18 protein-coding genes are annotated in these 22,499 nt (G+C 44.1%); 4 read left to right on the forward strand and 14 right to left on the reverse strand.

Annotated features, from left to right (window positions below):
* Window positions 1-254: 254 nt before the first annotated feature.
* Both ACRRSW_RS13515 and ACRRSW_RS13520 read right to left on the reverse strand, forming a co-directional pair.
* A complete protein-coding gene (locus tag ACRRSW_RS13515) occupies window positions 255-1,991 on the reverse strand; it encodes a sodium:solute symporter family protein (protein ID WP_432452696.1) in 1,737 nt (578 codons plus the stop codon).
* The gene (locus ACRRSW_RS13520) at window positions 1,992-2,243 is read right to left on the reverse strand and encodes a DUF4212 domain-containing protein (protein WP_432452695.1); all 252 of its coding nucleotides are present in this window, start codon (window positions 2,241-2,243) and stop codon (window positions 1,992-1,994) included. It lies immediately after the preceding gene.
* A 390-nt stretch (window positions 2,244-2,633) separates the two neighbouring features.
* Between ACRRSW_RS13520 and ACRRSW_RS13525 the strand changes: the two genes are divergently transcribed.
* Window positions 2,634-3,317 carry a tRNA (adenine(22)-N(1))-methyltransferase gene (locus ACRRSW_RS13525; protein WP_432459598.1) on the forward strand — a complete coding sequence of 228 codons (684 nt, stop codon included), beginning with the start codon at window positions 2,634-2,636 and terminating at the stop codon, window positions 3,315-3,317.
* A gap of 148 nt (window positions 3,318-3,465) precedes the next feature.
* Window positions 3,466-4,767 carry an inosine/guanosine kinase gene (locus tag ACRRSW_RS13530; protein WP_432452693.1) on the forward strand — a complete coding sequence of 434 codons (1,302 nt, stop codon included), beginning with the start codon at window positions 3,466-3,468 and terminating at the stop codon, window positions 4,765-4,767.
* A 20-nt stretch (window positions 4,768-4,787) separates the two neighbouring features.
* On the opposite strand, the gene ACRRSW_RS13535 is transcribed toward ACRRSW_RS13530, so the two are convergent.
* The 4 genes from ACRRSW_RS13535 to ACRRSW_RS13550 form a co-directional block, all read right to left on the reverse strand.
* The gene (locus tag ACRRSW_RS13535) at window positions 4,788-6,803 is read right to left on the reverse strand and encodes a putative bifunctional diguanylate cyclase/phosphodiesterase (protein ID WP_432459599.1); all 2,016 of its coding nucleotides are present in this window, start codon (window positions 6,801-6,803) and stop codon (window positions 4,788-4,790) included.
* Between the two features lie 23 nt (window positions 6,804-6,826).
* Window positions 6,827-7,309, reverse strand: coding sequence for a YfiR family protein (locus ACRRSW_RS13540; protein WP_432459600.1), 483 nt, complete (start codon window positions 7,307-7,309; stop codon window positions 6,827-6,829).
* Window positions 7,310-7,380: 71 nt separating this feature from the next.
* Window positions 7,381-9,435, reverse strand: coding sequence for a TonB-dependent receptor plug domain-containing protein (locus ACRRSW_RS13545; protein ID WP_432459601.1), 2,055 nt, complete (start codon window positions 9,433-9,435; stop codon window positions 7,381-7,383).
* A 349-nt stretch (window positions 9,436-9,784) separates the two neighbouring features.
* Entirely contained in the window at window positions 9,785-10,726 is a 942-nt protein-coding gene (locus tag ACRRSW_RS13550; RefSeq protein WP_432452689.1) for an alpha/beta fold hydrolase, read from the reverse strand.
* A gap of 152 nt (window positions 10,727-10,878) precedes the next feature.
* Between ACRRSW_RS13550 and ACRRSW_RS13555 the strand changes: the two genes are divergently transcribed.
* Window positions 10,879-11,247, forward strand: coding sequence for an RNA-binding S4 domain-containing protein (locus ACRRSW_RS13555; protein ID WP_432459602.1), 369 nt, complete (start codon window positions 10,879-10,881; stop codon window positions 11,245-11,247).
* Window positions 11,248-11,578: 331 nt separating this feature from the next.
* Here ACRRSW_RS13555 and fusA read toward each other — a convergent pair whose 3' ends face one another.
* Both fusA and ACRRSW_RS13565 read right to left on the reverse strand, forming a co-directional pair.
* Complete coding sequence (fusA, locus tag ACRRSW_RS13560) at window positions 11,579-13,663, reverse strand: elongation factor G (RefSeq protein ID WP_432459603.1); 2,085 nt, start codon at window positions 13,661-13,663, stop codon at window positions 11,579-11,581.
* Between the two features lie 581 nt (window positions 13,664-14,244).
* The gene (locus tag ACRRSW_RS13565; protein ID WP_432452686.1) at window positions 14,245-14,586 is read right to left on the reverse strand and encodes a YajD family HNH nuclease; all 342 of its coding nucleotides are present in this window, start codon (window positions 14,584-14,586) and stop codon (window positions 14,245-14,247) included.
* 141 nt (window positions 14,587-14,727) lie between these two features.
* Between ACRRSW_RS13565 and ACRRSW_RS13570 the strand changes: the two genes are divergently transcribed.
* Complete coding sequence (locus ACRRSW_RS13570; protein ID WP_432459604.1) at window positions 14,728-15,312, forward strand: hypothetical protein; 585 nt, start codon at window positions 14,728-14,730, stop codon at window positions 15,310-15,312.
* 40 nt (window positions 15,313-15,352) lie between these two features.
* On the opposite strand, the gene ACRRSW_RS13575 is transcribed toward ACRRSW_RS13570, so the two are convergent.
* The 6 genes from ACRRSW_RS13575 to ACRRSW_RS13600 form a co-directional block, all read right to left on the reverse strand.
* The gene (locus tag ACRRSW_RS13575; RefSeq protein ID WP_432459605.1) at window positions 15,353-16,534 is read right to left on the reverse strand and encodes a glycosyltransferase; all 1,182 of its coding nucleotides are present in this window, start codon (window positions 16,532-16,534) and stop codon (window positions 15,353-15,355) included.
* The gene (locus ACRRSW_RS13580; protein WP_432459606.1) at window positions 16,531-17,256 is read right to left on the reverse strand and encodes an acyltransferase; all 726 of its coding nucleotides are present in this window, start codon (window positions 17,254-17,256) and stop codon (window positions 16,531-16,533) included. Before ACRRSW_RS13580 ends, ACRRSW_RS13575 begins: the two co-directional genes overlap by 4 nt.
* Before the next feature lie 290 nt (window positions 17,257-17,546).
* Window positions 17,547-18,965 (reverse strand): lipopolysaccharide biosynthesis protein, encoded by a 1,419-nt coding sequence (locus ACRRSW_RS13585; RefSeq protein WP_432459607.1) that lies wholly within the window; start codon window positions 18,963-18,965, stop codon window positions 17,547-17,549.
* Window positions 18,952-19,917 carry a glycosyltransferase family 2 protein gene (locus tag ACRRSW_RS13590; RefSeq protein ID WP_432459608.1) on the reverse strand — a complete coding sequence of 322 codons (966 nt, stop codon included), beginning with the start codon at window positions 19,915-19,917 and terminating at the stop codon, window positions 18,952-18,954. Before ACRRSW_RS13590 ends, ACRRSW_RS13585 begins: the two co-directional genes overlap by 14 nt.
* Entirely contained in the window at window positions 19,917-20,921 is a 1,005-nt protein-coding gene (locus ACRRSW_RS13595) for a glycosyltransferase family 2 protein (protein ID WP_432452680.1), read from the reverse strand. The genes ACRRSW_RS13590 and ACRRSW_RS13595 overlap by 1 nt, the downstream gene beginning before the upstream one ends.
* 155 nt (window positions 20,922-21,076) lie before the next feature.
* The gene (locus tag ACRRSW_RS13600) at window positions 21,077-22,498 is read right to left on the reverse strand and encodes an O-antigen ligase family protein (RefSeq protein WP_432452679.1); all 1,422 of its coding nucleotides are present in this window, start codon (window positions 22,496-22,498) and stop codon (window positions 21,077-21,079) included.
* Between the last annotated feature and the right edge of the window lies 1 nt (window position 22,499).

The following is a 22,499-nucleotide window of genomic DNA, read 5'->3' on the forward strand; positions in this document are numbered from 1 at the left end:
GTAGCAAAACTGATTGTCTGGTTTTGAGTATTTGAAAACCATCACTACGTAAAAATGTCCAACAATTTTTAACACCTCATGATAGAACGGCGATTTGCCTCTACTATCAACAATCATTGATCGTAAGTCATCTTAAACCTGAATAGACCTATCACTATCTGGTTTTAAGTATGATTCATAATACGGTCATTTAAGATAAAGAAAGGCTCCAACTAGGGAGCCTTTTGCTTCACTAAGTTCAATCAATACTCGAATTAATGGTCGTGTGCTGCCCCCGCACCATGCGGTATACGGAAGTTTTCCACCATATCTTGAATATGTTGCGGCGCGGGTCCTGTGACCTTGCAAACAGCAAAAGCAACGGCAAAGTTAACTAAAGCCCCAACAACACCAAAGGCATTAGGCGAAATTCCCAAGAACCAATTGGGAGCCATATCACCCAAGAAAGAGGTACCAGGAATAAACATAATGCCCTTATGCTGGAATACGTACAGCATAGTCACGCCAATCCCCGAGCACATGCCTGCAATCGCTGCTGTGCCACTCATTTTCTTGGCGAAAATACCCATCATCAACGCAGGGAAAATAGAAGACGCAGCTAAACCAAAGGCCAATGCCACCGTACCTGCGGCAAATCCAGGCGGATTTAAACCGAGATAACCCGAGACAAGAATGGCTAAGGTCATCACAATACGACCCGCCAGCAACTCATTTTTATCCGAGAGATTGGGCGTTAACACCCCCTTCATCAAGTCATGAGATATAGAGGAAGATATCGCCAATAATAGGCCCGCCGCCGTAGATAGAGCTGCAGCCAAACCACCCGCAGCAACTAAGGCGATCACCCAATTAGGCAAATTCGCAATGGCTGGATTAGCAAGCACCATAATATCACGGTCCACTTTCACCATCTCATTTGCGCCTTTATCGGCCACATACTGAATTTTGCCATCACCATTTTTATCTTCAAATTTTAGCAGCCCAGTTTGCTCCCAATCTTTAAACCACTGAGGACGCTCATCATATACCAGATTGTTATCCGCTGAAGGAACAATTGTATTCATCAAATTAAAGCGAGCCATGGCGCCTACTGCTGGTGCCACAGTGTAAAGAAGCGCAATAAATACTAAAGCATAACCTGCCGAAGAACGAGCCGCTTGCACCGTTGGTACGGTGAAGAAGCGCATAATCACATGCGGTAAGCCCGCAGTACCGATCATTAACGACATGGTGTAGGCAAACATATTCAGCGTGCCTCCCATATTATCAGTGGTATACTCCTTAAAGCCTAAATCAGTGACCACCATATCCAACTTATCCAACAGGTATACACCACTGCCATCAGCCAAAGTGCTCCCTAAACCAAGCTGCGGAATAGGATTACCCGTTAACTGCAAAGAAATGAATACTGCCGGAATCGTGTAAGCAAATATCAACACACAATATTGAGCAATTTGCGTGTAAGTGATGCCTTTCATCCCACCTAACACCGCATAAACCCAAACGACCGCCATACCGATATATAAGCCGTTATCGTATTCCACTTCCAAGAAACGGGAAAAGGCCACGCCCACCCCTTTCATTTGACCGATAATATAAGTTAGTGAAGCAATGATAAGACATATAACTGCAACAATTCGTGCCCCCCTAGAGTAATATCGATCAGAAATAAACTCCGGCACGGTAAATTTACCGTGTTTACGCATATAGGGTGCTAACAACATTGCCAATAATACGTAACCCCCGGTCCAACCCATTAAAAATACCGAGCCACCATATCCAAGGAAGGCAATCAAACCTGCCATAGAAATAAACGATGCGGCACTCATCCAGTCGGCGCCAATTGCCATCCCATTCTGGATCGGTGTTACCCCACCACCAGCCACATAAAAATCGCTAGTTGATGAGGCGCGAGCCCACCACGCAATAGCAAAATAAAGCCCAAATGAGCCAAATACGGCGATGTAGGTATAGAGTTTTAACTCGTCCATTTATGACTCCTTCACATGGTATTTTTTATCGAGCTTATTCATTTTGGCGGTATACCAAAAAATTAAAGCGACGAAGGTATAAATTGAGCCTTGTTGCGCAAACCAAAAACCTAATTTATATCCACCTAAACGGATCTCATTCAGCGGTTCAACCAATAACAAGCCAAAACCAAATGAGACCACGAACCATATGACGAGACAGATAAATATCAAACGCAAGTTTTCTTGCCAATATGTAGTCTGTTCTTCCATGACATTTCTCCAAGCAATCTAGGTCACGCATTGCTGATTATAGGGTGACTAATATGTTGCATTATTGTTAATAGCCAAATTTGATTTAAATCAACTTCTTTGCTGTAGCAATAGATCCGATATCAAATCAATTCAAGCCTACCGAATAAAAACTTAACAAATACTTAACAGGACAGGTATTAATCTTTAGTCTAAAGCTTTGCGAAATTGACTAAAAGTGAGAGCTCGTCGCACTCAAATAGGCCATATTTGGCACCAAAGATCACTTCAGATAACGAGGTTTAACCAAGCAAGCAATAGAGACTGGCTTCAAGCTAGGAGTGGTGGGCTAAAATAGTTGCCAATAAAGGCTAGAAATATACTATAGCGTGGTTTATTTAGGGGATTATCGTGAAACTCAACCGCCGCTTAGCATTTATTGACCAACTGATCACTCAGCACTACCGTGATATATGGGACTGCTGCTGCGATCACGGACAACTGGGAGCCCAATTACTACAACGGGAGATAGCCGGGACGGTGCACTTCGTCGATCAAGTTTCCACGATAAGCGCCCAACTAGAACAACAATTACAACGATTTTTCCCGTGCAACAAGTCTCATTCGAGTCCTAAGTGGTTAGTTCATTGTATTGATGCTGGCGAGCTCCCATTAAGCGCGGCTCATCCAAGCCAAACGAAGGAGCTGATTATCATTGCAGGTGTCGGCGGCGAATTGTGCATCCAGCTGATTGATAGCATTTTATCGAAACATCCACAGCGGCCGCTAGAATTCATTCTTTGCCCAGTCCATCACCAATACGAATTACGCGAATTTTTAGCCAAGAAGAAACTGGCATTACTCAGTGAACATCTAATTGAAGACAAACGGCGCTGTTACGAAGTGCTGCATGTGAGCACAACTGCAGGCCTTAACATTAGCCCAATCGGTCAGCAGATGTGGCAACTAACGAATCCCGAGCATCGACGTTATCTATTAAGGACTATTCAGCATTATCAGCGAATGAGCCAAGCCTCGGCACATCCTGCCTTAAGCCAGTATCAAGCTTTACTCGAGCCAGATGAACATCAATAAAAGGTGAAATCACCTCATTTTCATCGCAAAGAGGTGTATATCAATTCAAAAAGTCACATTTCATACAGCCTGTGGTAAAATCGCCGCCGCTCAACAAGGTAGCAGCTAAGCTGCTAAAACAAGCACTATTGAAACAAGCGACTTTTGCATGAAATTTCCTGGCCAACGTAAATCCAAACACTATTTTCCGGTGGAGTCTCGCGACCCTTTAACTAATTTGCTGGATCCGGTGCAACGCCCGCAACATACCCACATTACAGGCATCGATCAAACCTTAGTGGATATAGAGGCGCATGTGAGTGAAGACTTCATTCAACGCCATAACTTAGTGAAGGGAAATTCTTTGCTGATTGATGATGAGGCCGCGAGTCTTCTCTATCAGGAGCTACAAGACGCTCAGCTGATTAGCGCTGAATTTGCTGGTGGTACTATCGGTAATACACTGCACAACTATTCTACTTTAGCTGATGGTAGGTCAGTGATGTTTGGCGTGATGAGTAAGAACATCACCATTGGAGATTACGCTTACCGCTACTTATGCAACACTTCTTCGCGCGTCGATCTTAATCATTTAGAACCTGTTGCCGGTCCTGTTGGGCGTTGTTTTACCCTCATCACTGAATGTGGTGAGCGAACTTTCGCCATCTCTAAAGGCGACATGGATAAGCTCAGTCCCCAGCACATTGATGAACAACTAATTAAATCTGGTGCCGCTTTAGCTTTAACCGCTTATTTAATGCGAGCCGGGAATGATCCGATCACTGATGCGGCAATGTTAGCGATTGAATATGCACATCAAGCCGAAGTCCCAGTGGTACTAACGCTCGGCACTCGCTTTTTAATTGAAGATGATCCTCAATGGTGGCAAAAATTTATCGCAGAGCATGTCACTGTATTGGCTATGAATGAAGAAGAAGCAGAAGCCTTAACTGGACACAGTGATATATTACAGGCTTGCGAAACCGCTTTAGAATGGTGTGATTTGATCCTTTGCACCGCTGGGTCCCGTGGTTTATTCATGGCCGGTTATACCGACGAAAATCATAAACGTAGCACCACACATACCCTGTTACCCGGCTCTATTCCAGAATTCAACCGCTATGAGTTTTCTCGGCCCATGTTGCGCCAACATTGCCAACAAGCAGTCAAAGTATATTCACACATAGCCCCATTTATGGGCGGTCCCGAAAAAATAACCAATACCAATGGTGCGGGTGATGGGGCGTTATCGGCACTACTACATGATATGGCGGCTAACGTTTTTCATCGTACAAATGTACAACAATCCAGTAAACACCGTTATCAAGCCTTAAGCTATTCCTCATTTGCGCAAATTTGTAAATACGCAAACCGAGTCAGCTATGAAGTATTGGCCCAAGATAGTCCTCGACTATCCCGTGGTTTACCGGAGCGTGAAGAAAGCCTAGAAGAGGCTTATTGGGAACGCTAAGCGCCCCAATATAGCGTTATCTACAAGGTTTTTGCTTGTAAATAACGCTCGTAAAAGGCCTGCTTAGGAAGCGGCCTTGACATAAAGTAACCTTGTCCATAATCGCAACCAACGTCAGCAATATATTGCCTTTGCAACTCTGATTCCACCCCTTCAGCAACCACTTTCAAGTCTAAATGGTGGGCCATCGTAATAATTCCCTTCACCAACGCTGCGCTATCTTTATTGTTCTCTAGATGCTGAATGAATGAACGGTCTATTTTTAATAAATCAATATCCAACTGCTGTAGATAAGCCAAAGAAGAATAGCCAACGCCAAAATCATCGATAGCCACATCGATGCCTTGTTGATGTAAAAGCGTCAGTTGCTGCTTAATCGAAGCGTTGGTTTTCATCAGCACATTTTCGGTGATTTCAATCATAATACTATGTTCTGGTAGCTCATAGGCTCTGACTTCCCGTAGCCAATCGTCAATCCAAATACCGCCGTCATCAAACTGCGATGGTGAGGTATTCACACTAATTTGTATTGGTAAATACCCTTGCTGACGCCAAAGGCTAATCGTTGCAACCGTTTCGTGCATCACCCATGCACTAAGTTCTCGGATCAAACCAGAATCTTCCGCAGCAGCAATAAATTCTCCAGGACTAATCAAACCTCTTTCAGGGTGATTCCAGCGTAATAAGGCCTCTGCTTTACTAACTCGCTCAGTGTTTCCAGTGGTGCTAACGGCAACAATCGGCTGAAAATATAACTCAAACTGCTGCTCGTTTATGCCTGTTCGTAATTCCTCTAACAACTTACGTTTTTGTTGCGCCTCAATTTGCATTTCTGAAGAGAAAAATTGATAACAATTGCGACCACGACTTTTAGACACATACATCGCTTGATCGGCGTGTTTCACTAATTGCTCTACACTATCGCCATCTTGCGGATAAAAAGTGATCCCAATACTACCGCTCACATAAACAGCTTCGTGTTTAATATTAAAACGTTTCGCTAAACCTTCTAATACCGTTTCTGCAATCCCTGTTATCCGTTCTTTATTACTGACCCCTTCAATAACAATAGTGAATTCATCTCCACCTAAACGAGCGACTGTATCCTGTTCGCGCACACAACGTAGTATTCGTTGCCCTGCTTGGCCCAACAAAATATCACCATAATCATGGCCCAAAGTATCGTTTATTTCCTTAAACCCATCTAAGTCGATGAATACAATAGAAAAACTCACATTGCTCTTGACTAAACCTTGAATTTTTTCATAAAAATATCGACGATTAGGTAAGCTAGTTAAACCATCGGTATAGGCATACTCCAAGAGTTGGTTGTTGACACTTTCCAACTCTTGAGTGCGTACCTTCACTTGAGTTTCTAACTTGCGGTCCCGAGCCTCAATCGTTTCTAACATACTGTTAAAGCATTCGGTCAAGTTGGCGACTTCATCCCCCGAGGATTGCTGCGCGCGTAAACTATAATCATTACTCGAAGTGACTCGCTCGGCAACATCGGTCAAATGTAATAAAGGCCGTAAAAATCCGCGCTGCAAAAATAATGAAAAAAACCAACTTAAACCAAAGGTGATAAGCAGCAGAACCACTAAAAATTGACCATAAAATATGATCCGTTGCTCGATATAACTCTGATTGGCCGAGAGGCTCAACTCTCCATAAATTTGTCCATCCATCACCAATAAACTAGAGGTTCGGATAATCGCACCGGGCTGCTGCTCTAAAGCAACAGAGTCTACAGGACTAACCACGCTCGCAATCAGCTGCTGCTGTGAATCAAATATTTCAGCTTTAACCACATCTTTGCGTAACAACAATGGTTTAATTAATTCGTGCATCGACTCTTGGTCATCAAACAGCAACGCTGCCGTCACGTTCGGCGCGATAATATTAGCCAAGTTTTGTAAGCCCTGCTGTTGCTCACGCTTAGCGCTGACCAACTCATAAGCACTAAAAACCCCAGCGACCATTAGAGTTGAGAATACTGCCATACTCATTAGAATAAATAGCAGTTTTTTACTCATTGTATTCATTAGAAAAAAAGCTCTCATTGAGCCCCCTCACTGATAACTCGACTGAGCCTCAATACTTTGGAACTCATCACAATACCAACCTCTTTGAGTGCATCAGGAGCGACTTCGAAGCGGATTTTACCGGATAGTAAAAAAAATCGGATATGTCCACCGTACTTAATAAAATCAGCGGTTTCTCCGACCAACATGGTATGTCGAAATAAATGCTTATCGAGTGCTTGCCATTGTGCTCGGTAAGCTGCACTTACAAATAGCAAGTTACATTGGGACATCGCTTGATGAACCAATTCGACATGACTGACGGTAATAGGAAGACCATGTACAGTTTGCCCCGCCAAGACATCTTCAGCCACCGTTACAAAATGCAAATCAGGACTACATAGCTGAAACGAGCCGCGCAACGCAGCTTGACCCGACCATTCGCTATATCGGGCAAAGTTAAATGTAAAGCCAGCTTTCAATGCGATTTCTGTGTCACTGGCCTCAACCTGATTCATAAACAAAGTCAAGCCACAAAACAACACCAAAGTGAGCAGGCAACGCTTACCCAGAACAGCAACCATCTAGATTAGAACTCAGCCGACAATCTGAGCACCACTGTTTTATCTATATAATGTGGTTGAGTGTATGTTTCAGAAGTATTTCTATATTCCAAGTGCTCTCCGGCTAATAAGTTTTTACCACTTAAAGATAACCCAGTCTGGGGGGAAAACTGCCAATGCCAAGTCACATCAAGAGCATCGAAATCATCGGTTCCGTAGGCTTCACTTTTCAATGAACGAAACAAACCAAATAACGAATGCTGTTCAAACAGCTGCCAACCCGCCTTTACAAAAAATTGTCGGCTGTCAGAATCAAAGCCAATCGCTTCACTCGTCCCCTCTTGCAAACGATAACGATATGCCATTTGACTATAACCAAATTCACTTCTAAAGCGCCTATTCGGCCGCCATGACAGTACCGCTTCTCCCCCTTTAGTATTCAAATCCGCATTAGACACAATATCAAGCTCTACCTGAGACTCAGTTAATAACTGCTGCGCCTCTGCAAATTGCCCACTAGCCAGTAAACTCGCAATACTGTCAATATCAATACTGTTAGTATTCGGAGTAACTGCAATCACATTTCTGGATTGGGTGTGGAACAAAGCTAAATCAAAGGACCAATTGTGTCTGCTAAACCGATATCCTAGCTCGTAAGACCGTGACTTTTCGGGTTGGACCGATTGATTACCATTGAGCACAGTGCGCACCATATATTGATCAATCGCATCAATACCAGTGGTAAAATAGTCTGCCACTCGACTACCGTTCACCGCAGAATCAGAATCGAATTCGGTTAAAGACGGGATCCGTACCGCTTTTGAAACTGCAGCCCAAACCACTTGCTGCTCGCTCGGCTGCCAAAGCAAACGAGCGGCAGGCTGATTCTCCCAACCGGTCAAGCTATTGTGCTCCAATTTATTGCCAAAAATCACCGTCAAGTGATTGGGCACTAAAGCATACTGAGCCTGAATGAAGGCTCCATAATAGCGTAAATTATCTATTCCTCGATCATTACTGATGAGCCAATTTTCTTCATAGGGCAAATCATTATTACGATAGTTCAAGCCCCAGTCTAATTGCAGATCACCAAAAGCAGAATTCATTTGGTAGTCAATATCGAGCGACTTAAAATGTTCATTCAAATAGAGTTGCTGACTATCTTGATGTCCCCAAGAGAGCTGTAACATTTGATTAGAGCGGGTCGACAAGCGATGCTCTAAACGAGCCATTAGGCGCAGATCATCACGTTTAAAACGATCTTGATAAAAGGTATTCTGGTTCACCTCTTGAGACAAAGCTTTTAGATTTTGTCCAATATTGGTGTGGGTATAACTAAACTGAGTCAAAATCGATAAATCATCACTTGGAGCAATGTCTAAGCGAAAACCAGCGGAGCCCTGCTGTGAATCATCATTCGCCGTGAGATCTAAACCACGCTTAGAAGTATCGGCATCGCGAATGCTGCCATAGACTCGATAACTCCCGTCATTACCAATGTCGTCACCATAACGCATATCAACATCATAATTTAATTGATCACCACGACTGACCTGAACCAAAGCCGTTCGTGTATCAATACTGTTTTTGGTAATGATATTAATCACGCCATTAACCGCGTTATTTCCCCACAATAAACCACCTTGACCACGAATAACTTCAATGCGCTCAATATCATACAGAGGGATATCCAACGCTTCCCAATATACGCCAGCGAACATCGGATTATAAACACTCTGGCCATCGACCATCACCAATAACTTACTGGTATAGCGGCCAGCAACACCACGGGCAGTAATCGCCCATTGATTACTATCTAACTGCCTTATTTGTATCCCCGGAACCAACTTTAGCGATTCCGCGACAGAAACCGCTCCGGAGGCTCTAATATCTTGCTTGCGAAGAACATAAATCGATGCAGCAGTGCTAAAAGCTGATTGAGCGCGCTTCATTGCAGACGTCACCTGTACGTCTGTGTCCATTAAAGATTCTAAGTCAAGACTTGAAAGAGAATTAGCCACAGCACTCACACTGGCCGTCAACAAACCAAGCACATAACATGCGCTATACTGTAACTTCAACGAGACAACTCCTAGTCATTTAAACTGTCCATAAGGGTCAACTTAGCGATTTATTGAGAACATTAAGAGTAAATGCCCACAAAAGTCTAATTTTTAATTTACAAAAAATTGATGATATTTACCTACCTAGAATTAAGCAAGCAATATGCGTGATTAATTACCGTTAAGTCAGGGCCGTACGTCTTTTAGGTGATTTTAAGGACTTAACCATTCATTTTCCGAGCGAAATCATAACATGACCTTTCACAACGAGGCCTCAGAAAGCGAGCGACAGACTTGGAGGCACAAATAAATCTTATTCATCGAAATAATCAGCTTATTTAACAGATGAACAATCCAAGGCGAATAATTAAGAGTGGCATTGTTGCAATTGTTGCGCTGCCAGCGCTAACACACATCGGCTTACCAGCGCCACTTGCTCAATCTGTAACAAGTGCCCCTGATCGGCTAAACGAAGTACTTTGCTGTACTTCGGATTTAAATGACTTTCGGCAAAATCAGCATTTTTGGGATCAACCAAATCATCTTTAGAACCCTGAACCACAATGGTAGGAATTTTTAAGCTCGCTAATAGGCGGTCTGAATGGCGTAAACCAGTTGCCAAGGCATACATATCCAAATTCGAATGGTTCAGCACTTGACCAAACTCAAAAAGGCCTAACAACGAGTGACCAACACCACTTCGTGCAAAACGATTATACCAACGCGGCTGAGTTAGTTCAGCACTAAGACCACCAGCCAATAACAACAATCCATCGACTTCAGCATTACTGCTAGCTAACAGAGGAGCCAAAGAGGCTCCCCAAGAATGTCCCACAACAATCAGCGGCAATTCAGGGTGTTGTTGCTTGAGTTGCTTTATCAGCGGACGAATATAATGAACTTGCTGTGAAAACTCAGAGATCGGCTTAGCCACATCCAAATATTGAGACTGCCCCCAACCCGGCCTATCAATACTGACCACCAATACTTTACTGAGCAAAGGAGATTGGCTAATAAAATAAGCACTATCTTCCCACGAACCAGGAGTGCCATGGATCCACAGCATAACCGCCTGTTGGGCGACACCATTACTATGAACACTCAAACTAAAGTTATCTTCCTTTAGCTGATAATGTTTGATGGCAGGATCGACTAATACCGTATTATCAATAAACTGTTGCTGCGTTTGCAATGCCTTGGGCATCCAACCACAGCCTTTCAGTGTAATGCTCATCAGCAAAAAAATAGGCCAATTTATCGCAACAGATAAACGACATCGACTAAATATGGCTAATAAATTTAGCTTCACGAGAGTCCCTTGTTTTAATTTATAAGAATCGGTCTATGAACTAGAAAGCTTAAGTTCAGGTTTTCTTTCAAAACACCGACTTATCACTGCACTTGACCGTCGCAACTTGCATCGCCATACTTTGACGCAAAACCCTTAAGTGATAATAAAAGATGACCGAATCACGTATACCAACGGAAGAAATTGAAGTCGAAGCCCTTGAAGTCCTGATTAGCCAACAACCTATCGAGCTATACAAAGTATTGAAAATTGGGAATTTGGTCAATGGTGGTGGCGAAGCGAAGATGGTCATCGCTGAAGGGTATGTAGGACTAAACGGTGAATTAGAGCAACGTAAACGAAAAAAAGTCTACGCTGGAGACATCATCGAATTTAACGGTCAATATTTAGTGGTGGTCTGTGATGAGCAAGCTAAACCCTCACAACAACAATCAAGTATTACCACTCCAACTCCGCCGAAGCAAAACCAAACAGTTATTGCAACCAGTGCCAAAACCGGCCGCCGCTCAATTAAATTCTAAAATCGATTATGCTGATTAATGCGCGCATGGTGAGGCAAGCGCAAACGGCAACATTGCCAACAGAAATTCTTATGGTTATACCAATCTGATTGATCATATGAACAACTTGTTGCGCGAAATAAATTTGCCGATAACGAAGCATCAGACACAGTAACGAGTGGCTCTAATTACAAAATACATCACGCAGTTAACGGTGATTTATACCAGCAAGAATGAACAGATTATTTATTAGATAAGTATTCTACAACTGTAACAATTTGGTCGTTCATTATATTTATCTTAGACAAAAAAAAGCCGCTCTTTAAGAGCGGCTTAGTACTAAAAAGTTAGCTTACTTCTTAGCTTGTCTCTCTTTCTCTGCAGCAATTACAGTTTCAGCCACGTTTTGTGGTGTCGGTGCATAGTGCGAGAATTCCATTGAGAACTGACCACGACCAGAAGTCATGGTACGTAGTGAACCAATGTAACCAAACATTTCTGCGAGAGGAACATCTGCTTTAATCCGTACGCCAGTAACACCCGCTTCTTGGTCTTTGATCATGCCACGACGACGGTTCAAATCACCAATCACATCACCCACGTGATCTTCTGGAGAGAATACGTCAACTTTCATGATCGGCTCAAGTAATTGAGGACCCGCTTTTGGCACAGATTGACGGTAAGCGCCTTTCGCTGCGATTTCAAAAGCAATTGCTGATGAATCCACGGCGTGGAAAGCACCATCATAAAGCTCAACTTCCATATCAAGTAATGGGAAGCCAGCTAATGGGCCTGTTTCCATCATGCTTTGGAAACCTTTCTGAACTGCAGGCCAGAATTCTTTAGGAACGTTACCACCAACAACCGAAGAGGTGAAGGTGAAACCAGAACCAACTTCGCCAGGCTTAATACGGTAATCAATTTTACCAAATTGACCAGAACCACCAGACTGTTTCTTATGCGTATAGCTATCTTCAATTGCTTGAGTAATCGTTTCACGGTAAGCAACCTGTGGTTGACCAACAGATAGGTCTACACCGTAGGTACGCTTCAAGATATCAACTTTAATATCTAAGTGAAGTTCGCCCATACCTTTAAGGATGGTCTCACCTGAATCTTCGTCAGTTTCAACTTGGAACGATGGATCTTCAGCAACCATTTTACCGATAGCAATACCCATTTTCTCAGTTGAACCTTTATCTTTCGGTGCAACCGCAATCGAAATCACAGGGACTGGGAATACCATTGGTTCTAAAGTACATGGGTCTTTAGGATCACATAAGGTATGACCCGTTTGAACATTTTTCATACCCACGATGGCGATAATATCACCAGCTTGAGCTGAAGTAAGTTCGTTTCGGTCATCGGCTTGCATTTCAACCATACGGCCAACACGTTCAGTTTTACCAGTGAACGAGTTAAGGATGGTGTCGCCTTTGTTTAATTTACCTGAGTAAATACGCACGAAGGTTAATGCACCGAAGCGGTCATCCATAATTTTGAATGCTAAAGCTTTGAAGGTTTCATCGGCAGCAACAATTGCGTGTTTACCGGTTTCTTCGCCTTCTTCGTCCATCAAAGGTTGAGGATCAACTTCAGTTGGATTTGGCAAGTAATCAACAACCGCATCAAGAACTAACTGAATACCTTTGTTTTTGAAAGCGGAACCACAGTAAGTTGGGAAGAAATCCATGGTACGCGTACCCTTGCGGATACACATCTTAAGTTGCTCAATAGTCGGCTCTTCACCTTCCATGTAAGCTTCCATTAGATCGTCATCTTGCTCAACCGCAGTTTCAACTAACATTTCACGATATTCTTCAACTTTCTCAAGCATGTCTTCTGGAATATCAGTGATTTCGTAGTTTTCTGGAAGACCAGTGTCATCCCAGATGTAAGCTTTACGGCTCAGTAGGTCAACAACACCAGTAAAGTCATCTTCAATACCGATCGGTAAAACCATGACTAACGGGTTCGCCGCAAGTACGTCTTGAGTTTGCTTAACAACACGGTAGAAGTCAGCACCCATACGGTCTAGTTTGTTCACGAAAATAATACGTGCAACTTCAGATTCGTTCGCATAACGCCAGTTAGTTTCTGACTGAGGTTCTACCCCACCAGAACCACAGAATACACCGATACCGCCATCAAGCACTTTAAGTGAACGGTATACTTCAACGGTGAAGTCAACGTGTCCAGGAGTGTCAATAACGTTGAAGCGGTGATCGTTCCAGAAACAACTTACTGCAGCAGACTGAATGGTAATACCACGCTCAGCTTCCTGTTCCATGAAGTCAGTGGTAGATTCACCATCATGCACTTCACCAGTTTTGTGGATCTGGCCAGTTAGTTTTAGGATACGCTCAGTTGTGGTAGTTTTACCCGCATCAACGTGAGCAAAGATACCAATATTTCTATATTTTGATAAATCAGCCATTGTTCAACTCTAATCAATTGTTTTTCAAATTCGGCGGGGAGTATACCACTACTGTCGCACAAGGCGAGAGGGTGAACTGTATTTGAGCGATTTATTGCGAAATTTCTTAAAAAAAAACTGACAAATTAAGCCTTAAAGCGACAAATGACTCCAGAACTATCATTTTCGCCCCCTTAAATACCGCATTTAGCCTATTTTCGTAATGTTTAACTCTCCGCTGCCCAATACTGAGCATAGCCGCCCTTATAGCCAACGCAAATTTGTTATCTAACCTAGCAATACCTCAACTTGAAGGGCAAACCAAGAGGCTTATGGTGATATATAACACCGTTAAACCAGCAATAATGCGCATTAGAAGCACTTTACAATCAAATGCAATTCAAAATTCTTATCTCAACATTCTATATAAAATTTTTATCAAGCTAAGCTGACCAAGCAAGCACCGATTATGATCCGAAAAGTTAACGCTAAGCAGGCCCTTAGGGCTTCATTCAGCGCGACGAATTATCTCAAATTTAGTTGGAAGCCATTGCTAGTTAAATTCGGAATGAACAGATCTGAGCATTCAATTCGCCTTGACCTTACTTTTTCTGGTCCATCATGGCCTTTAAACTCGCGAAAGGATTACTGGTCGCCAAATCCTGTTTTAGATCACTGCCCGCTTCCACGCTAGAACCGTATTGTGCGGCTTCAGTGTATTTAGAATGCTCATGGTCATGGCAATATAAACATAACAACTCCCAATTTGAGCCATCGTTGGGATTATGAGTATGATCATGATCGATATGGTGAACGGTGAGCTCTCGTAAATTTGAATAAGGAAATTCGCGTGCACATCGTCCACAGACCCATGGGAACAATTTCAGTGCTTTCTCTCGATAACCCTGTTCTAGCTTCGCATAATTATTTGGAATATTGGCCATTTTCTCTCTCCAGCGTTTTTTGAAAATATTATAGCAATCCCCAGCCTCGAACAAACAAAGTCGCGAATTAATAGCTTATCGCTATTCCCAAAATTCAAAACTTAAACCACAATTAAAAATATCAATAAATTAGGAGGCTCAATGCCATTCGCTGTAACTCGTATTCAATGTAATCGCTGTGATTGCTGCACCCACTCAAAGGAAGTCAATACTTGGCGAGTTTATTTACATCATGGTTTAGCGATACCTCTGCGAAAAACCCTAGGCTGGTGCCAACAGTGCAATCATTTAGTAAACGCCGAAAAGTTTCGAGATATTGATGCCATCGTTGAAGACATGGCGAGCCTGGTGCAGCAAGTCTCTATCTTAGAACAAACGCTAAAGACCAATTATTGGCAACGTCTCTTTAATAGGAAGTTACGTCAAACCAGAAGAAACCGTGTTGAAATGCTACTCACCCTAGCCGCCGAACTGGACATGTCAAAACAACACGCCTATCGAGCTAAATGTGAAAATTGTGGATCTTTAGATCTCAACACAATCTCTTCGTCAATCAATATTACAAAGCATTATTGGCTTCACCATGATGAGCCAGCTATTGCGACTGGACTTATCCACCCAGCTTGTGGCGGAGAGTTTATTGCGACCCCAGCGTTTACGTCTCGACTAAACATCAACTCCCCCCACAAAATCAGCAATAAGCAGTCAGGTATTGGATTCGTTTAACAAGCTCAAAGCCAGGCTGCTTCTACTCAGTTTTAGCAATTTAACAGGACAATAACTGATTCACCTGCTGAGCTCTTTCATACCAACTCTCGGAGCGTACATACATCCGCTGAAAAGAGGTACGTCGGCGCTGCAAAGCCATTGGCGTTTGTAAGCTATCTTCCAGTGCTCGCACAATTTGATGGACCTCCTTCGCTTGAGTCACCATCCCCAAGTAGGGCTTAAGTGCCGGGAAAGGCGTACTCACTATCGGCCGACCCGCCGCTAAATATTCACGCAATTTAAGCGGATCACAAGCAGCAATTTGCTTACAGTTGCGAAAGGGTAACCAAGAAACCTGCCAATGCTGGACATAACATGGCAACTGCTCATGTGGCACCGCTGCATGCACTTCAATATTGGGGAGCGCTTTAAAGGCCGATATATCGGTTTGCACATCGCCAATAAAGATGAAACGCCACTGTGGTAGGGCCTTGGCAACTTTTACAATCAGCTGTATATCTAACCAAGCTGCGATACTGCCATAAAATCCGGCAACTGGGCGCGCTTCTTTAACGAGCGCGGGTGCAGGGTTGGATGGATGTACAAATAATTGATAATCCACGCCGTGGGCCAGCATTCTCGTTTTTGCAGCAAACTTAGCGTCTTTTGAAAATTTGGCTCTGAGCATTTCGCTAGCCACCAATACATGATCCGCTTTAGCGACTAACTGTTGTTCGCAGCGACTCACATGCTGATGGTCAACCCCAGCTAAGGCGCTAAAGTCATCGCCACAATAATAAATAACTTGCTGCTCATTTAAGTGACCTAAGAGATCGACGGCAGTGGGCAGGGCCAGCCAAAGGTCGGGATGCTTGATCCCGATCCGCCTCACTTGCCGAGCGACCTGCGCCTTTAATAAACAGCGGTTAATCCAACGAAACAAAGTTGAACGAGGCGCTGGAAAAGCAATTGGCGACATCACATGAATGTTGGACGGTTTAACGACCCCCGTTGCAGCCTTGCCAAGCTGGCCCTGATGCTGAGAATAACGATTCCCCAGCATCGATTTAGCCTTCTCGAACAATCGTTTTAGATCTCGCCAGCTTAAACGAGGGCGACGTAAACCAATAGAATTAATCCACAAAATACGATGGTCTTTGGCCAGCTCCGTGATCACATGCTGACTGCTGCTTGGATGACGCTGCCAGTCTTCACCAAATACAATAAGGTCGCGTTTCATGATGAGTACTCCTCTAATGATTTAATCACTTTGGCAGGTACCCCTGCCGCAAGCACATTCGCTGGCAAACTCTTGGTCACCACACTCCCTGCTGCAACCACGGTACCGCGGCCAATACTCACCCCCGCCATGACCGAAACACCAGTGGCGAGCCAAACATCATCTTCCAAGATCACGTCGCCAACTTGACTGGCCTCTTCAGCCAAACCCTGAGCCCGCTTTTTAGCATTAAGCGGATGGCCCGGATAGCCCGCGATAAAACAACGTCCAGCGATCCGCACGTTATTACCCAAGCTCACAACTCTTCCAACCGCAATGGTGGTTTGCCATCCCACATCCACATTGTTAGCAATGATGAGTTGCGGCGTTTGTCCTGCAGTGCAACGCCCACTAAAGGTGCTGGCTCCCGAGATCCGACAATGATTGCCCAAACTCACCTGCAAACCTTCACTGAGCAGCGGCATTCCGCCATATAGATACAGCGCTTGAGACGGCCCCTGCGTTTTACTTCTAAATAGTGGTGTCCACCAACACACTCGAACACAAGCCTGCAACAGCGCGCTTAAGCTGGTATGCAGACGATATAAACCGCTAAATAGCAATGGCACTTTAGGCAATTGAAATAAACGGAAAGCCTTTAAGACTCGAAATAGCAGCCTCGCAACTGGCGATTCTCCTTGCTTGAGCCAAAGCTTGGTGCGTTGTATATAAGTCGTTGTCATGCTGTTTTCCCCATCGGCAATATTGCATTTTGCGTTTCTATAGATGGTTGTTGCAGCTACCATGCCAAAAAAATAAACCTTTAGATACAGATGGTTATATGATTATTCTAGTGATTTTTGCAAAATGAAAATCCTCCTTTAAAGACCCGCGGAATTAGGCGGATGGGTGCACAAACCAGCGAGATCTCGCTCATCCCAAGCCCAAGCTTGCAAACCATCAGCAAAACGCGCTCAGGCGATAAAAATGTAGAATTCAATAACGAACATCAGCCACAAGAGGTCAAGAGCTTCTAATCACAAACCAAAGTCCTTGCACGTAGGCTTATTAGACGGGTACTGGCCACAAATAACCAGAATAAGGCCAAATGAGGTAACAGGTAAAACCATAGTGAGCCCGCGACAAATGGCAATAACACGAATACAAATAAAGGAGGTATAAAGCTAAACAATAAACGAGCTAAGGGATAAGCGAGCGGCTGTAAGCGTAAACTGACCCAAGTGAACAGGATGAATCGCGCGGCAAACACCAAATTGCTAGCAACCACTAGACCCCATACTCCCCAACGAGGGATCAAACAATAATACAGAACCAAGGCAAACACCGCGGCTAATGCATTAATGCGTGGTAACCAAACCGGACTATTCGGTAAATAACATCCGATATCGGTCACCGAGGTCGCAAGTTTAAAACCCAACGCCAGCAGCATTAACGGCAACCAAATCAGTCCCTGCAAATAATCGCTGGGTAAAACCCAGGGTAACAGCGGTGGAGCAAAAATCATGGCTAATAATAGCAAGCTGAAAATAATCAATAGCAAGCGCTGATGAATTTGTAATACTTGTTGCGGCCCATTTTGTTTCTTTAAAACCTTAAAACGACGGGGTAACCACCAACTTTCTACAATACCAAACCCGAGTGCGGTGGCCTCCACCACTTTAATCATAATCGCATAACGGGCTAAGGTCTCACTCCCTAGCCACTCGGCCAGTAATAAGCGATCTAGGCCATGCATCACAAACAGTGATAACGACGCACCAATTAAACACACTTGATAAGTTAGGGTTTGTTTCACCAAAAAAAAGTCTAATTTCAGTTTGAGCTGCGCTCGACAGCAGCCTAGCCCAATCGCTAAACCCAAAGCATTAGCGCAAGCACTGGCGATGAGCACCGAATCGATTCCCCAACCGTGTTTCAATCCCCAGAAGGTGATCAGCACTTGTGCAGCCGTTTGGCAAATAACTAAATAAAAGTAGCTCACGGCGCGCATTTCAATACGCAACCAAATCATCAGAGGCTGCAGTCCAATAGAAAAGGTAATGACTGCTGCAATCAAACACCACTGCGCCGTAACGAGTGTATCAAAAATAGCAAATGGTAGATGAGCCAGCAGGCTCACGGTTAAACAGGCTAATACCAAGCCATAACAGAGGCTGAGTAGTACTGACGACGACAACAAACGTTGACGACCAGCATCATCCTCGCAATCTGGGTAAAAACGAGGCAATGCACCAGCGCTAATTTCCAACAAGGAGCATAAGGAAAAAATCACCACTAAGCTCTCTAACAAACCATACTCAGCCAAGCTCAAATAATGGGTAGTCACTGGTAACATCATCAGACCAGCTCCCTTTTGTAACAACATCAATAAGCCATAGATGCCCATTTCTTGAGTGGACTGTTTCAGCGCAAGCAATTTATTCCACAGCATAGTTGGCCTTCCCCGCTCGAAGACGCAACAACCACAAAGCCCATTCTCGCTTATGCCATTTGATATAACTGGCAACAAAATAATCTTTAGCCATTGGCTCAAAGGCGTTCATCAAGCGGTATTTATCGATCAAATGGCGGGTGAAGCGCCAGTAACACAGCAAATCACTCCAACTCACGTCGGTGCGCAGCTGTAAAAAAGCATGCCGACAGAGCATTTGTAAACAGAGCGGCGCAGCCACCGTAGTTAAGTTGGCCAGTTCGATCCGCTGCATAAAATCAGCAATGGAGCACATTCGCGCGTGCAACCTTTGTTTATCGGCACCCGGCTTGCGGCAGATTCCTTGAGGGTTATGTCGATAGTGGTAATGAGGCTGCTCAACATGACACACCTTGGTGGCTAATATTTCCGCCATATAAGAAAATATTTCATCTTCAAACCACTCTCCTACCGGAAATTCAAGCGCGTGTTGTAATACAAACTGACGCTTAAATAGCTTATTGCACACTGAAGTATTTTCAATAATTTCACGATGCTGGTACTGCTCTACATGTTGCTCAGAAAACTTAGTAAAACCACAGCTCACCCAGTCTGCATCCTGAGCCAAAGCCTGCTGTAATAAATCTGCATACATTGCTTTGGCAACAAAGTCATCGCTATCGACAAAAGCCAAATAACGACCTTGGGCATGTTTGATCCCCATATTTCTTGCTTGTGCCAATCCAACATTGCTTTTTAAATTAAGCAAGGTGATCGCCAATGAACTTTGCGCACTAAACTTTCGAACCAACTGATAGGAATCGTCAGGTGAGGCGTCAATCACCACTATCACTTCTATAGATTGGAGGATTTGTTCACTTAAACTATTTAAACATTGCCACAAATAAGCTTCGGTATTAAACACCGGAACAATCACCGATACCATCGGCGCAGAGCTGGTAAGTACTGGCATTATTTCACTCCCTGAGGCATAAATTGCGCAAGTTGTAAGCTATCGACAAAGTGCTGTTTTGCTTCGCGACTTTTCACCCAGTAACTCAGCAAAGCAATCCTCAAAGCAGAGCCTCGAAATTTTAAATAACGACTCACTTTGTAATCTTGCGGTATCGAAATACACAAACTCAGCAGCTTGTACTTCTCTACCAAATGGTCAATAAAACTGAAAAATCCCACCAGGTCGATCGCCGATATCTTATAGTACAAGGCACTGAGGGCATGGTTGGCTAAGCAACGCAGCAAATCCTCTGCGTGGCCGGCTATCGCCCCACGCCGCTCCATGTCGGCTAGAAATCTAGCCAACATCAACTGCTTATCATAAAGGTTAAAACGGCCATGGTTATCACCTCGGCACAAGCCTTGAGGACTCATCCGATAGTTATAGAGTGCTTGCTTCACCTGAGCGATATGCTCAGTGGCAAAGCGCGCGGTATATGCGAAGGGCTCATCTTCAAAAATTACATTGCTATAAAAGTTAATCTGTTTTGAAACAAGGTAAGCTCGTCGAAATAACTTATTAGTGACATAGGTATCGTCATAATATTCTTGGGTCGGTAATAGCTGGTAAAAGGTGTGGTTATCATTCACCTCAAAGCTGCGCATCTGGCAACTGACCACATCAGCCTGACTTTGCAAAGCCTTACAGAACATCAGTTCAAACATATTGGCCTCAACATAGTCGTCGCTATCGACAAAACCAATGAATTCACCTTGGGCTGATTGCATGGCAATATTTCGCGCCATCGATACCCCCACATTTTGCTCTAATACAATCTTTCGAAAGCGTTCTGGATACGCTAAGCAAAATTCACCAGCAATCGCGGCACAGTTATCTGGCGAGCCATCGATAACCACTATTACCTCAATGTGCGCCAAGCTTTGGTTGGCTAACGAGCTAAGACAGGTCGCCAAGTATTGTTCTGATTTATAGACAGGGACAATAATCGATACGTTATACATAAGCCTATCCTCTTTACCGCAGCGCCACCTTGCCCAGTCACTGCAGAAATAATCAACGGGTCATAACAAGGAATAGAGCAAAAGCCGGACCAATAACGTATTAGGCATTTAATTCAGTGAGTTAGGTTAGATAAATGTAGTCATAGGATTTGTCTCTAGCTGGATTTTGCATTCTGCAAAGCTTGTCTAAGTAATTGCGCCATGGCCACCACCAAGCCAGTGAAAATATACACAGGCCAGGTAAACCCTTGGGTTAAGAAAGTACCCGATACAATAGTGCCCAACAATCCGGCTAATACTCCTTCAGCACAAGCCTGCAGACCCAAGTTTCGCGGCTCAATACAGGCACTCAATTGCTGCAGATTACGCTGCGCCAAACGGCAGATCTTAAGGATGAGCGTACAAAAAACCGCAAATCCCAAGAAGCCCGTTTCGGCCAATACGCCAAACCAAGTGCTATGAACCGCATGATTTTTACCGTCCCAGTGATTTGAAAAGAAGTAATAATTAGCATAAAAATTATCAATCCCCACACCAGTGATCGGATTATACAGCGCCATCTTAAAGGCTGCTTGCCAGGCATAGATCCGCCCCATTGACGATTCATCAATCCCCGACTCCGCCGCGCCACCAGAACTTCGCTCAGACACCCCCGCCAATACAAATAAAATTGCCATCGCACATCCCCCCAAACACAGCAGCAACAGCTTATTCTTCACTCTACGCCAAGCAAATACAGCACTAATGGTTGCGATCCCCAGCAAGCCGCCACGACTCTGGGTGGCCAAGATTGCCATGATGAGCGCCAGCATGCTGGCAATAGCCAATAGCCGTAGCAGCCAATTTCCACGTTTTAAACTGAAAGCCATGGCAAAACCTAAAGGAAACAACAGCGTTAAGGCTAAATCATTGGGATCTCCCAGCACCGAGCCCATTGAGCGACCAATGGTAACGCGAGTCCCCTCCACCATTTCGACACCCGCGGCGGCATTTTGCAAAGCAACTATCGAGATCAACAAACCACAGCAGAAGAAGGCAATAGCCGCTTTAACGATGTCTTCAGGTCGACGTAACAACCAAGCAATCGCCACCGTCATCAAACCGATTTTACTAAAGACCCCATTAAAATAGGCCATCGCAACGGGTCGGCTACTGGCAAAAATAACCCCAATGGCACACAACAATATAAAGGCCAATAACCAGCTCAATTCGCGACTCCAATAGATTTGCAATTTGCGAGACAAAGCTAAATGCCAAGCTAAACTGGCCAAAGAAGCAAGCGCCAAAAGCTGCGGAATGCGTAATGCGTAGAGCGCAGGAAAAGCCTCATGTAAGCGGAAAAAAGAGAAACAAACGAAGCCCAACACGACCCAAAATGGCTGGCGAATGACCACTACCACCACCACAGGAATCAAAGATAATATTATGGGGATCAGTGGGTTAGAAAATTTTATCCATACCAATCCCAGTAATAGGCAAACCATGCAACCAAGCAATAACTGGCTCACATGACGAGGACACGGGGTACGGCTTGGAGACTCTGAAAACATCACACTTCTCTCTATGGCATAAGTCATG

It is taken from the genome of Agarivorans sp. QJM3NY_25 (assembly GCF_050870875.2).
GTDB lineage: Bacteria > Pseudomonadota > Gammaproteobacteria > Enterobacterales > Celerinatantimonadaceae > Agarivorans.